This is a genomic window from Pinibacter soli (assembly GCF_029961145.1).
In the GTDB taxonomy this organism is placed as follows: domain Bacteria; phylum Bacteroidota; class Bacteroidia; order Chitinophagales; family Chitinophagaceae; genus Pinibacter; species Pinibacter soli.
Map to the genome: position 1 here is coordinate 233,390 of NZ_JASBRG010000005.1, position 14,318 is coordinate 247,707.

General features: G+C 38.5%; 10 protein-coding genes. 2 read left to right on the forward strand and 8 right to left on the reverse strand.

The window, feature by feature from the left end; genetic code table 11:
* Positions 1-28 precede the first annotated feature (28 nt).
* The 8 genes from QJ048_RS08455 to QJ048_RS08490 all read right to left on the reverse strand — a co-directional run bounded on the left by QJ048_RS08455 (position 29) and on the right by QJ048_RS08490 (position 12,516).
* On the reverse strand, positions 29-1,387 hold the full coding sequence (locus QJ048_RS08455) for a TlpA family protein disulfide reductase (RefSeq protein WP_282333901.1): 1,359 nt from the start codon (positions 1,385-1,387) through the stop codon (positions 29-31).
* Positions 1,388-1,457: 70 nt separating this feature from the next.
* Entirely contained in the window at positions 1,458-2,921 is a 1,464-nt protein-coding gene (locus QJ048_RS08460; protein ID WP_282333902.1) for a TlpA family protein disulfide reductase, read from the reverse strand.
* Between the two features lie 180 nt (positions 2,922-3,101).
* Complete coding sequence (locus tag QJ048_RS08465; RefSeq protein ID WP_282333903.1) at positions 3,102-4,712, reverse strand: PKD-like family lipoprotein; 1,611 nt, start codon at positions 4,710-4,712, stop codon at positions 3,102-3,104.
* A 34-nt stretch (positions 4,713-4,746) separates the two neighbouring features.
* Positions 4,747-5,517: a DUF4843 domain-containing protein gene (locus QJ048_RS08470; RefSeq protein WP_282333904.1), complete on the reverse strand. Its 771-nt coding sequence runs from the start codon at positions 5,515-5,517 to the stop codon at positions 4,747-4,749.
* Positions 5,518-5,554: 37 nt separating this feature from the next.
* Positions 5,555-6,982 (reverse strand): RagB/SusD family nutrient uptake outer membrane protein, encoded by a 1,428-nt coding sequence (locus QJ048_RS08475; protein ID WP_282333905.1) that lies wholly within the window; start codon positions 6,980-6,982, stop codon positions 5,555-5,557.
* Between the two features lie 12 nt (positions 6,983-6,994).
* Positions 6,995-10,276: a SusC/RagA family TonB-linked outer membrane protein gene (locus QJ048_RS08480; RefSeq protein ID WP_282333906.1), complete on the reverse strand. Its 3,282-nt coding sequence runs from the start codon at positions 10,274-10,276 to the stop codon at positions 6,995-6,997.
* A 283-nt stretch (positions 10,277-10,559) separates the two neighbouring features.
* Entirely contained in the window at positions 10,560-11,759 is a 1,200-nt protein-coding gene (locus QJ048_RS08485) for a FecR family protein (RefSeq protein WP_282333907.1), read from the reverse strand.
* Positions 11,760-11,904: 145 nt separating this feature from the next.
* Positions 11,905-12,516, reverse strand: coding sequence for an RNA polymerase sigma factor (locus QJ048_RS08490; RefSeq protein ID WP_282333908.1), 612 nt, complete (start codon positions 12,514-12,516; stop codon positions 11,905-11,907).
* A 736-nt stretch (positions 12,517-13,252) separates the two neighbouring features.
* Between QJ048_RS08490 and QJ048_RS08495 the strand changes: the two genes are divergently transcribed.
* Together QJ048_RS08495 and QJ048_RS08500 are read left to right on the forward strand one after the other, a co-directional pair.
* The gene (locus QJ048_RS08495) at positions 13,253-13,492 is read left to right on the forward strand and encodes a VF530 family protein (RefSeq protein WP_282333909.1); all 240 of its coding nucleotides are present in this window, start codon (positions 13,253-13,255) and stop codon (positions 13,490-13,492) included.
* A gap of 567 nt (positions 13,493-14,059) precedes the next feature.
* Complete coding sequence (locus tag QJ048_RS08500; RefSeq protein WP_282333910.1) at positions 14,060-14,224, forward strand: Arm DNA-binding domain-containing protein; 165 nt, start codon at positions 14,060-14,062, stop codon at positions 14,222-14,224.
* The last annotated feature ends 94 nt before the right edge of the window (positions 14,225-14,318 follow it).

A 14,318-nucleotide genomic window follows, 5' to 3' on the forward strand; every position in this document is an offset into this window, starting at 1 on the left:
CGTTTTTCTAACTTATAACGCATGCTGCTTACTTCTTCAACTCATCAAGTAATAAAGTTTTTAAGGCTTCAGCGTGTGAAGGACGAGGCGCGTCAGTTGTCACTACGTTCCCATTTTTATCAAAAACCATAAAACGCGGAATAGCCTCAACAGCGTAATCAGTTGCTATTTTGGATTTCATTCCTCCTGCTATTAGCTGAACGCCCTCCAAACCTTTCTCTTTAATCTTATCTAACCATTTTTGTTTATCGCTAAACTCGTCCATTGATACACCAATGAAGGCAATATTTTCCCCTTCAAGTTCTTTTTCAAGTCTTTTCAGAGAGGGAATTTCCATCAGACACGGACCGCACCAGCTAGCCCACATATCCAACAATACAACCTTACCTCTAAAATCTTTTAGAGATACCATTTTACCTGTTTGATCAGCACAAGTAAAGTTAAATGCCGGCTTTAAAGGTGATTTATCAGTGCTATATATTTTAATGCCTAAATTATTAGTTACTGACTGATGGTACGGCGATTGAAAATATTGTCCATATTTATCCATTAATGCAACAAACTCTGCATAAGTTTTCATACTCCGTAGCGCACGTGCATCAGACAAAATATAAGCACCTTTTACATCCTTGTCATTAAAAACTGTAATATTTTCATCCAGCGTTGCGCGACCGGATACGGCATAGTCTGCATATAATCTGATGTACCTTCCTCCCGTTATCATTTTTAGTACATGATTATTGTTGAATTTATTTTGGTCAACAATGGTCCTGTAATATGGAGGCTGTTGTTCCTTCGTAGGAAATACACCTGCTCTTGGTAAACGAAGAAAAGTCAATGCACAAAAGTCCAGATCGTAAGTAACTACATCCTTCATCAACGCATTGAATGCAGCATTAGGCGTATTAATTGTTTTCTTAAATGCAGCTATTTGACCGGCCACTTTGGTCAGTGCGGGAAAGAAAACTTCGTGACTCTCTACAGAATGGATTGCCAGATGGTGTATGGAATCTGTTATCCCCAACCATTTGGACACCGCCGCATTTTCAGCAGTTTGTTTTCCTATAAATGTCATTACTCTACCTTCTATCTCAACTGTAGCCTTGTCACCTTTTTTAATGTACACAGGATTGCAATCTCTTGTAACATCTTTCCAACCCACCGCGTAAAATCCTTCCTGTGAAGGAGTAAACAAAAAGCCGAAAGAACCATCTCCTGCAAGAACGGCATTAGCTATTGCTTCCAATGCTCCATCATGTACTGTAAAAAGACTAATATCTTTATCTGCAAATCGTGTTGGTTTTACAATGCCTCTGATCTCTGCCATTTGAGCCATGCTACAAAGGCATAGCAATAGCCCTACGAAAAAACACAATAACTTGCTCATCTCTCTCTTTGTATTAATCGTTTTATAAAAACCAGTGGCAATCTTTTATTGGATTGCCACTGGTTTTTTACTAATTATTTGATACTGGCTTTTGCGCATCCGTTGATACTGGTTTTTGCGCACCCATTGATGCTGGCATTTTAAAACCTGGAGGTAATCCTGGTTTTTGCACAACTGTTGATCCTGTTTTTCCTTCAACAGTCTGGAGTAATAATGCTTTTAAAGCAGGATCACTCGGACGTGGTGCTTTAAGGTTTACAATTTTTCCATCGCGGTCAAAAACCATAAAACGTGGTATTGTCGGCATAGTATACACCTGATCAAGCGATTTTCCTCCGGCGCTACCTGCAAATAGTTGAACACCGCCCATCTTCATATTATTTACAAACGCCGCCCATTTGTCTTTATCCGTATCCTTATCTATAGAGATACTCACAAATGTGATATCCTTGTCATGTAGTTCATCTTCCAGTTTTTGCATGAACGGTATTTCTTGCTTACATGGACCACACCAGGTTGCCCATACATCTATCAAAACAACTTTGCCTTTTAAATCCTTCATTGTAACCATTTTGCCGTCTTTATCAACAAAATTGAAATCCCATGCCGTTCCACCTGGCGAGCCATGGTACATTTTTTTACCTACCGCATCAATTTTTTCCTGAAGGCTTGGCGTCTGGAAGTACTGATTATACTCTTTTACGAAATTCGTATAATCCCTATAGTCTCTGAAAGAAGATGCTCCTACTTCAATCAGATACGCACCCTTTTGCACATCTGTGGTAAAGTATTCCGATCTTTCCTTTAGAGTGCTTTTAGGCTTACCGGTAAAACTAGCATACGATCTCATGAACTTCATACCGTTGGGCATTGATAATATGTCATCATCAGGAAATTTATTTTTTTGCTCTATCGTGCTGTAATAAGGCATCCTTTCTGCCTCTGTTGGGTGCGCTTTACGTGGTGTAAGAAGAAAATTCAGGGCCAAATAGTCCATGTCGTAACGTGCTATAGAGTTCATCAAATGATTAAAAGTAGCATTCTTTGTCTTGATGGTTTTTTTAAATGCATCAACTTGAGAAAGTACTTTTTCAAACTCAGGGAAGAAATCTTTATATGTACTTAGTGGAGGGTCTATGAAGTAGATTGCTTTGTACTTTATATCCTGGGTCAAGTTTACCCAAGAGGAATATACCGTATTTTCAGGAGTTTGAGGTCCCACAAATTTCATCCATTTACCATCGGTAGCTATTGAAGCTTTATCTCCTTTCTTCAAATATAATGGCCATTGTGCTAAGCCCAACTTGTCATAGCCTACTACAAAAAAACCTTCGTTTTCCGGTTCAAACAGAAAACCGAAAGCACCGGTACTTGAGATTGAGGAAGTAGCCATTAGCTCTATCTCACCATCAACAATTTTGAATAAAGAAATCTCTTTTAGGGTTGTATTTTTTGCCACCCCTCGAATTTCGCTCATTTGTGCAAAGGCTGTCGTGGACAAGAACAGCGCTGCCATCATCAGAATTTTTTTCATTGCTAGCTGTGTTAACTTTTATTAATTTTTATTGATTAATTCTGTCTTCAATAACGGGTTAGATGGACGCATGCCACATTTGGCGTTTATCATTTTACCGTCTTTATCTATCACCACAAAACGAGGGATACCACCCACTACTATTTGTCTGTGAAAACCATTTCCGGCTGTTTCGTGTTACTATCTTTCTCTATAGTCCATGCTCACTACTCTTCCAAAGCCGGAATAAGTGGTAGCCAATGTAAGATTACCTGTAATCAACGCAGGCTCAGTAAAGCATTCAATTTTACCGTTTACTCCTTCCGGCTTAGCCGGGTCATAGCTACATACCATTAAGTATTTATCTGTATATTTAGGAGCATTGGCATATTGATGAACCATCAGATTAGTTATCACTTCCCCAGTGCTGCTTTTATCCACTACCAATTTGACAGCAGGAGTTCCTGATACACCTGCAGAACCACCACTCCAGGTAATTTGATATACTTTGCTTCCTGCAGCATAATAAAAGGCCCCATTCACTATGCTTGCAGTAAAACAAGAAGCTTTATCAATGTCTGTAGCTATTGATGTAATGTCTTTATATACCTTTTGGGTAGTAGCATAATTGAGCCCATCAATCACCGCATAATAATAAGTTGGAGATGTAGGATTTTTTAGAATAATATTTATATACTTAGCAGCCGGGGTTGCAACGGCACCATATGCCATAGAAATCATATCCATCCCTGTATTTGTATAACTAAACAGCCTATTCGCTACAGTTGTAACATCTTTCAATGGAACAAGAATAGAACTGGCAGTGTTACCAAGTTTCCCTTCTACAAATCTCCTGTTATCGGTATCGTAAAACAAAAAACCATTAGTGCCGGTACCTTCAGCAAAACCGGTTATCGGTGCTACTGCATAGCGTTTTTTGGCCCCTGCGGCTGTATCGAAATTCATTATTTCGCCAAATCTTATTTGACCGGTGTAGTCAAAATAACGAACGTCCATATTGTTGGAAATTGAGATGGCATTATTAGTCACGCTGGAAGCCTTTTTAACCGCCAGTAAATAAAGGTCAGATGGAACAGAAGATCCGAATATCTCCTTTTTTGCATTATAACTAGGATCCCATCCATAGGTTTCAGGATTCACCCTTTCTGTACTTTGATCCGTTCCTACATAAATTTCATAAGCAAATGGGATCCCATATACCGGTGTTTTCACTGTTTGCGGATATGCCTGATAACAGTAAACTAACTTAGGCTTACCTGCTAAATGAAGATCAGAATGAACAGAATCAAGCAGGTTATTTACTACGGCAAATGTTCCATCTGATTGCTTGTAAAGCATATCTAACCGGGCACTTCCATTAACGCTGGTCATCAACATCCAGCCCTCGCGGTAGGGAGTAGCCTGTATGACTAAGCCAAAGGTGACATAAGACATAATCCCTGTATGCTTATCGGTTACTTTGTAATAACAGCTGTATGTAGCAGGAGGCAAAGAGAACGCTTTATTCAAATTTTTAGTAGTATCCAATACAGTATGACCATTCGCTCCCGATGCACTAGTATAATAGGACCATTCATAGCTATAACGGCTCTCATCACCTGATGTATCTTGAGTAAAACTAACAACCGGATTAATTTTCAACACACCACCTAAATAAGCAGCAACAGTATCAATTTTAGCAATTTTTATCTGATTCACATCGTGATATGTATAATTCCCTATATCTTTTTTGCAAGAAATGATAGAGAGTAGCAAGATTGCGACTACCCCAGATATATATATTTTGTACATGTTTTCCTTTTTTTAATAATAGAGAGTGATCAGTTTACTGAATAGAGGTGCCCATTTTCATTGGCATTGCCACCGTTGCCGGTGGTATAATTTCATCATACACAGTGTCTTTAGCTAGTGCCTTTTGGTCTAAAAAACGTTTTACAGCAGTCGCATAAGCTATTGCATCTCCAAGAGTTATCCCTGTCGGATCTGTACCCCACCATACCGGACTTAGCCCCACATAGTCACATATAAAGAACATTTTTGTTGGTGTAAATGTGCCAAAGTAAGGTGAAGGCACTGTTGCTGTCCCCCCCCAGGATTGAGGTTTAGAAACTGCTGCACTGATCGTGATTTTCAGTTTAACAGTATTAGCAGTGTAGTACGGAGATCTACTAGAAGTATGGGAGTTCAATAAGGTATCGAAATTTTCATTAGGCATCAAGTCAAGATAAAGTTTATACACCTTAGTACCACTTCTGTCCATGTCCGGTGTACGATGCAATACAAGTTTGACGGTATCGTAAATAGCATTTTTCTTGATTGTAAGTATCGATGGAAGATCATAGTGGCTACCGGCAATAGCGGTTGAAGCAGCATCAGCTATCATTTTGTATTCCCTGTCATGGTCCATAGGGATTCCGGTAATTGCAATAGGAATTTTGATTATCGTGTCGTTTGATTCCGAGTAACCGAAAGTTACAAGCGCTGTGTCCGTCAGAGCCAATTTAATTCCTGCATTATAAAAATAAACATCTGCATTTTTATTATCAAATGTCATCAAGCCTTTTTCGCATGATGTCATCAATAGTATTGATGACAAGACAAGCAATTTGTATAATATTTTTTTCACGTATATTTTAATTTATTAGGCGATTAGTAATTTCACTTTGAGGAAGCGGAACAACATAATTAGCGGGGAGGATTGTAATATTCCCGGCTCCAGTACCACTAGGTATAGATGTCAGGTTATTTCTTTTGTAGTAGTAGAATAATTGTCCCTCGCCAAAAAATTCTTTTTGATATTCCTTCTGTATTTCCGTTTTTAATGTTGTGGCTGTCAATGTACCGGAGTAAGGTAGATTTCTTTGTACACGAACAGAATCCAGATAACCTATCGCTTGTGTTAAGTTGGGTTCACACTCAGCTGCGATATAAAACATCTCACTCTTTTTCAGTAGAGCAATAGTATTTGGATACAGTCCGGTAAATCCCGATTTGTAATTACAAAAAGTAAGATATGGATGGGTACCGGTTTGCCAAGACTGAGAGTTCACCCCCCTGAAGTCATTGGTACCAATGGTAGAATTCTCATATACGGCCTTCAAACTGATATCGCTTGGAGCCAGAATATTGTTGTCATCAAGATCCGTTATAAAGACCGCTTGAAAACTTTTTGTCAAATTGACTGCACTTACACCCATAATCATTTCAGCAGAGAAATTATTTTTGCTACTGACATACCATGGGAACTTAGCACTATTACCTATAATAACCTTAGCTGCAGCTAAGGCCGCAGGTTTATTGCCTCTATACATGTTTACTCTGGCTTGTAAAGCTTTTACGGCAAAGTAGTTAAACCTATAGTTGCGATTCTGCATAAAATCGCTGGTATTGGTATTATACATCACGCCTTGGGTGATGACAGGGTCTTGAGACAACAATCCTTCAGCATTATTCAAGTCAGTTAGAATACTGTCCATCACCTGATTGGCCGGAAGTAAAGGGTTTATCTGCACATTGGGCTGCGTATAATAAGGGATAGACAGGGCTACGGAGTCATCATAATTATACCTTGGTCCAAAGAGACGCAGCATGTCGAAATGCAGCATTGCACGCATTGCTATAGCTTCACCTCTGCAAATAGAATCCATTTGAGGCGTCAGGACTCCCGGATAGGCCTCAAGATTAGTAAGAAAAGTATTAGCACCAAAAATGGTTCTATAGGCTGCAGCCCAAATAGCACCCATGGTTCCGCTCACCGCTGCATCAGCATAGGTATAATTAGCAAACGGGTAAGAAGTGTGCATACTATTACCATAGATATTATAGCGCTGTGCCAAAATATCCGGAACTTTCAGTGTAAGCGTTTCTCCATACAATGCTCCATCCTTGTCGCCTAGAACCATGTACAATCCATTCAATGCCGTATAGGCCTTTTTGGGTGTGCTATATATCTGCGTTTCCAGTAATTTATCTTCCGGCTGTACATCTAAGAACTTATTACAGGAAGATATAGAAGTGAGAATCGACAAACCCAAAAATATTTTATTATAATGTTTTTTCATTGTTATTATAATTTAGAATGATGCCCTTAGGCTAAAGGAGATGGCACGGGCAAATGGATAATCTGTTCCTCTTTCGAATTTGATGGTTGATATGCGAAAAATATCATTGCCATAAGCTGAAAATACCAAGCTACTCATACCTAATTTTTTCATCCATGGCTTTTGTCGGAATGTATAGTTCACATTAATAGATTCACAGGTTAATGTATTTTCTTCCTGAATAAAACGAGAAGACATCTGAGTGACATCTGTCAGAGAAATCGCTTTAAATTGAACAACATCTCCCGGCTTTTGCCAACGATCATATAAGGAACGCTTGTCCTGATTCGACGCAGTTGCCTGATAAGAAATATTTTCAACTTTATTAAACAATGCACTATTAAATACGTCTGCCTTTATGCGATAGCGCATGATTATAGACAATGAAAGATTTTTATATACAGCAGTATTGCTAATTACACCTTCTGCAAAAGGATTTGTATTTCCCATTACACCAAGGTATCCCTGGTTGTATTCAAACGTATGCGTTCCATCAGCTTTTTCAAACACTTCGTGTCCTGTTGCCGGATCAATACCTAACGATTTAACTGTCCATATAGCATCCGGACTATATCCATCCTTAAAGCGCGTCAAAGTATTAGCATATTTACTATTTAAGCCATCTAACGAGTGGTTGAAGCCGAAATATTTATTGCGAACATTACTACCCATTATTGAGAGCGTCCATGATTTGCGATTTTTTCGATCACTTATGATCTCATAAGCCACCCTCCATTCAAAGCCAATACCATTCATTCCTCCCAAATTTTGTTGATAATTGCTAACACCTGTGGAAGGAGGGCGACTAGTAGAAACTAATAGATTATTTGTCTTCTTGGTATAGGCCTGTAAATATCCTGACAATCGGTTATTAAATAATACGAAATCAAGACCGCTACTCCATTGAGCTGTTGATTGAGGTTGCAAACCGGGGTTGGCAAGTTGATTAATGGTTGATCCGAGCCCAAACTGATTACTGTAACCATAATATTTATATACCGACGTGGAAAGTGCTGATCCAAAATTCTGATTACCGGTTATTCCGAGATTGGAAAAAAGTTTTAACCTATTGAGCCATTTGACATTTGACAAGAATTTCTCTCTATTGACATTCCAACCGATACCTACAGCCCAAAATCCTGAAAATCGATTTTTCTTACCAAAAACAGTTGAGCCATCTGTTCGATAAGTAGCATCAATAAAGTAACGTCCATCATATACATAGTTCAATGACGAAAGCGCATTAACAGTTCTGTATGTAGCAGTAGAACCGGAAGGTTGAGATAGATCATAACTGCTTGCAAATGTCAAAACGGGATTTGATCCTGAGGGGAAGCCGATGGCTGTAAAAGAATTACTTGTACTGTAATTAGAGCTGACTTCACCTCTGATATTAGCTGTCAGCGAATGTTTGCGTGCAAATATTTTCCCATACGACAACATACCATTGACTGTATAAGAGGAGCTTTTTGATCGCGATGAGGTGTATGATCCCTTCTGAGTGACCGGAGTATTAATGTACTTTGTATTATCAGGAGATATAAAAATATCTCCATCCGAAGTACCGGTCGCATATTGAAGTCCTCCATTAAACCGAAGACCTGACGTAATATCGTAAATGACACTTAAGTTATTTGCAATTGATGCATTTGTTGATGCATTTTTATATGGGAGTACAGCATTATACAGAGGATTAGTAACATTGATGAAAGTAGGAATCCCAAAATCATCATACATCACGGTGTTATCCAACCATTGATTTGTATAATTTTTCTTATAATATGGATTTGCTGATGCATAATCAGAAAAAGATCCATAAGGACTTTGATTACCACTTGTGCTGTTGTAAGTGAAGTTATTGCTAATATTCAATTTACCTTTTCTATATCCAAGTGCCAATTTACCACCATACGTATTACGATTTGAGCCTTTCATTACACCAGGCTGTGATCTGTAGTTGACCCCAATACCATAAGTAACAGACTGGTCGCCTCCGGATATATTAAGAGAAGTAGCACTTGTTATCGCGGTTTTCACCGGCTCATTAAGCCAATAAGTATTGACTCCACTTGTGACATCAGTTAACCGTTTGTTATACACCTGATCTAATTGCAATTGCCCAAACGAACTATTGCTCGTATATCTGCCTGACAATTTTTCAAATTGTAATTTTTCTTCAGCATTCATCAGGTTATACACGGTCAAATCAGGGTTTTCCACTCTTATATCCTGAGAAACACTCAATCTCAATTTTCCCTCTTTAGGTCTGGTCGTTTCAACAACTACCACTCCATTTGCTGCCTTGGCTCCATACAATGCTGTCGAAGCCGCATCTTTTAATATTGTAACCGAGGCTACGCGTTCCATATCAAGATCCACAATAATGGAAAGAGGAGCTTCAAAACCGTCTAATATAAATAAAGGAAGATTGGCATTTGTAGAATATCCAGACAATTCTGCAATACTCGATTTACCACGAATTTCAATATTAGGCATTGAGTTCGGGTCAGACCCTAACTTATTATTAGCTACAATAACAAATGAGGGATCCAAAGATTTCAAACTCTCCAGAAGATTCTTATTACCTACTCGTTTCAAATCTTCACCTGTAACCGTAGTTGAAGCACCGGTAAAAGTTTCTTTTCTACGGGTAAACATACCGGTAGACACAACCGCTTCGTTCAGCGCTTGTGTTCTAGGATGAAGTTTAATGGTAACAAAGTCAACATCATTAACTTGAACTTCTTTTGCAATAAAGCCAATACAACTTACCATTAACGTAGAAGGAATTTTTAATACAGCTACCTGAAAATTTCCCTCCTTATCAGTAAATGTGCCTGCATTGCCTGATTTTACCACCACGCTTGCCCGAACTATAGGCTTATCATTTTCATCCACTACTTTACCTTTTACTGTGGTATAGGCAAAGTCATACGTGGGTTGCGATAATATTACATTATTTGGTTTTGGGGAGAGTACAATAAATTTTTCCCTGATGTTGAAGTTTAGGGGCTGGTTCTTCAAAACCTTTTCCAGCAAGGATTGCAGTTCACAATTCTTTACATCAATACTGATAGCTCCCGCTTTTGCAAGCTGGCTTTTCTCGTAGATGAAGCTGTAACCTGTTTGTTTCTCCACCTCATCAAGCACTTTAATGAGTGGAGCGTTACGCATGTTAAGCGTAACATTTTGCGAAAAAGTTTTTGCGCTTGTCTGTAAGGCAAACGCGAGCAAAAGAAAAACTGTTATTCTCATTGTTAACCAAGTTTGAGATAATAACTGGTTAGTTTTTTGCAAATAGCTGAGTAAGCCTTTGCAAAAAGCAGTTAATTGCATAGCTTTGATGTGTTTTGGGTGATGAAATAGCTAGTCTTTACGCTTAACGATTATTTATGAATTCATCCATTATATCGCCGAAAGTGCTACGAACGCTTTCGGTTTCTTTTTTGGAGGAAGTTCCAAGAGTGTTGTTTATTTCTTTAGTTTCTCCATGTAGGTTTTTGGGTTATCAGCTGTATATTGTTTAATGATTTTTATATTATGCATTGGTGGCAATAATTCTCTTCCCTTCGACTACAAACTTTACCTGTTTGGTAAGTTCAAGCAATTTCAATATCTCTGATAAACCTACATTTCTGGGAATCTTAGCTACAAAAACACCATGTATATTATCTTTATATTCAATTGTCAGATCGTACCATCTTGCAAGTTGTCGCATTATTGTTTTAATATCTGTTCCTTCAAATACAAACATGCCGTCCTTCCATGCCATAGTTTCTTCCAGGTTTGGTTGAATGGCTATTTTTAGTTTGCCCCCTGCATCTATCTGAGCTTGCTGTCCGGGACGCAACCTTAATTCCTGCTCCTGCTGCTTTACCTGTACAGCGCCTTCAAGCAATGTTGTTTTCATTTCACCCTCATCATCATACGCATTGATATTAAAATGCGTACCCAATACATTAACTATGGACTGTTTCACCTTTACACTGAAAGGCTTGCCAACGTTGGAAGCAACTTCAAAGTATACCTGGCCTGTAACTTCCACTACACGCTCTTTACCGGTAAACGCAGTTGGAAAATAAATGCTGGACATGGCATCCAGCCATACTTTGGTACCATCTGAAAGTGTGAGTTTGTATTGGCCTCCCGCAGGTGTAATTACTTTATTGTATTTAATATCTTCAGTTGCTGTTTTGGCAATATATGCCAACTCGCTGCCATGCTTCATTATTTTTACTCCGCTATCCGATGGCAATTGCGTATCCCCTTTTTCATCCAGCCCCACAGTGGCTCCATTGGCGAGTTGCAATATAGCTTTGCTACTTCCCGGTAAGATATCTTGTTTCGCACTTGTATCCTTTGCTAATACTACAGTTTCGGCTGTATTTTTATGCAATAGAAAATAGGCTCCTGTAGCAACTGCCAACAACATGGCAGCCGCAGCCATCCATTTCCTGGCGCCATACATCGTTTTTACATTAGACACTGGTAATGCTTTTTCAGCTTCCATTTCAACAGGCATTCTTTTTTGAAGGCCTTTAATAAAATCATCTGTTGACAACGGCAAATCAATTTCGCCATACGTGTTTTCGATCAACGTTCTTTTCAGCTCATCGCTAAGCAATGATTCGTATGCAGGTTGGTGAATCATCACCTGAAGTTGCTGATACTCCTGCGGTGTTATCTCTCCGCTGATATAGCGGGCAAATAATTCCAGAAAAAGTTCTTGGTGCGTCATAGATCAGGTTTAAACAGGGCCTTGTGCTAACCACAAAAGGCCGCCTATATATAAAGACGCAGCATTTATTTGAAGTGACAGGTGGTTTGGAAAAAATATTTTAAAGGATAGAATAGCCATCGGAAAAACCGGGATTTCAATGCAATCACCCTTTATTTAAACACAATAGTAAAACGAGGCCCGCTAAAAGGTGCTTGGTATTGTGTTGATGAATGTAGATGCGCAGTGAGTTTAATGCAAGCGCCATATGAAAACGTACGGTTCGCTTGGTTATTTGCATAGATTCAGCAATCTGATCGTAACTCAACCCTTCCATTTTACCCAATTTGAAAACTTGTTGCTGTTGAGGAGATAAGGCATCCACCCCTTTAAGAATGAGGCTGTGCAGTTCTTTCATTTCCATCTGTTGATCAGGCAGCCATAGTGTTTCTGAATGTTCTGTGGATGGTTCAATTGAAGCGCTATCTATTTTTTTTCTGATGGCGGAGATGAGAAGGTTGCGGGAAACAATAAAAAGATAGTCGTCGAAATGCAGAATTTCCGTGAGTTTTTCCCTGTATTGCCAAATCTTTAGAAAGACGTCCTGAGTGAGTTCTTCAGCGATAGTGTAGCATTGTACGTAAGTCATTGCATGCGAAAAAACCCTTTTCCAATGCATTGCCACCAGCGAATTAAAAGCCGGTTGGTGGCCATCCGCTATTTGCAATAGCAATAAATTTACTTCTTGCGAATGTATTTTTTTTTCGTCCTCAGCCAATTTTCTATTAGTTGTTTTGGTAAACCAGGGGCAATAAACGCCACGAAAGCATCGCAATATATGATGAAGATAAAATATCTCCAAAAGTTAAGAATGGGATGTCCGATATAGGTAAAGCATAAGCCGAAGTGATTACAAAGGATACAATGGACTATCAATGCAATTCAATTTAACAAAAACAAACATGCCAAATAGGACAATAGACAATAGCTTTGCGAAAGGGTATCGAATGAAGAAATGAAATGAAGAACACAAACAGCCAAGTGCTCTAAGTAACATACGCAAGGATTTTAGTTTATCAAACTTAACTGCGGCTAATACAAATCTCGATAAAAGCAAAAAACTGTCCGAATTGTGTCTGAACAGTTTTTAACTATTTGACTTTCAACGTTCAAAGTCGAAGCGAATGGATTCGAACCACTCTTTTAAAGAGATATGGAAGGAATTATGCTGCCCCTTTTGTTACATGCCGAATGATATCTTTTATCAACGACCTTAATCTGTGGGGAATCGAACACAGATTGAATACCATTTGAATTCAATCTATTGGCAAACTAGACAAAATTATGTTCAATGAATTGTTCACTCTGAGTAATACAAAGCATCCAATCTTTAATTTAGGATTATAGTTGTCGAAATAATCACTATGACGATTTATTCTTTTTCATTTCTTCTATCATCCTTACCTAACACTAATCTTTTTCAATGTTTTATCTTTGCATCATTAATACTCTGTATGGAAGGAGATGTGCAAAAATCAAAAGATCCGCTACATGGCCTAACGCTGGAAATGATTGTAAAACATTTAGAGGCAAGCTACGGATGGGAAGAGCTGGTAAAACATATTGCTATCAATTGTTTTACCAGTAATCCCTCGGTACAATCGAGTCTAAAGTTTCTACGCAAAACGCCTTGGGCACGTACCAAAGTAGAGAATTTTTATAAATACTCTTTGCGACATAACAAATTGAAGTAACCGTGCACATATTTCCCGCTTATTATTGCTCATCCTCACAATATTGTGGGCCGTGGATTCGCATCCCGTCCGGTCTGGGTTAATATATTAAATAACACATTGAACAACTGATAATCTATTACTTCTAATTTGCAACACTTCAGATTCGCAAACAACCAATAAAAAGCATTAAATTTGACTAATTCACTTCAGTGAACAAGAAGGTGAACAGAATAATTAAGTTTTTTGAAAGTCTTACTGGGTAAGTGTTTAAGATATAGGTTTGAACCCTGACAGGGTCACGAAATAGGGTTTCGAAACCAGCTAAAAGCCAGCAAAGTATTGATTTTGCTGGCTTTTTTGTTTTTAGGCCTATCAAAAAAACACAAAAGAAATCAAACTCTGGTGAACAAGGCGGTGAACAAACCTTTTCGCAATTTTTGTTCACTGGAAAATGAAAAAAAGCCCATTCAGCAAGCGTTACAGCGAAAAAAAAGTTTGCCAAAATCGCACCCTTTTTATTTGACTTTACCCTTCTTTTTCAGTCTGTGAGTGAACATTTTTTAACCAATCAAAAAATGAAGAAACGTGGACAGAAAACACACATTTGTACTTTTGTGCGTAGTAAGAAAGAGCCGGCTGAACCGACAACAAAAATATCCTGTTTATTTACGCATCAGTGTCGACACTAAACGTGTTGAAGTGGCAACAAAGGTTAATATAACCATGGATGAATGGGATGTACACAGCTGAGGCTTAAAGGAAATACTGATGAAATAAAGAGGTGTAACCGTCTTTTGGAAAACGCCGAATTCAGAGCTAGGGAAATCTATAATCAATTTACGCT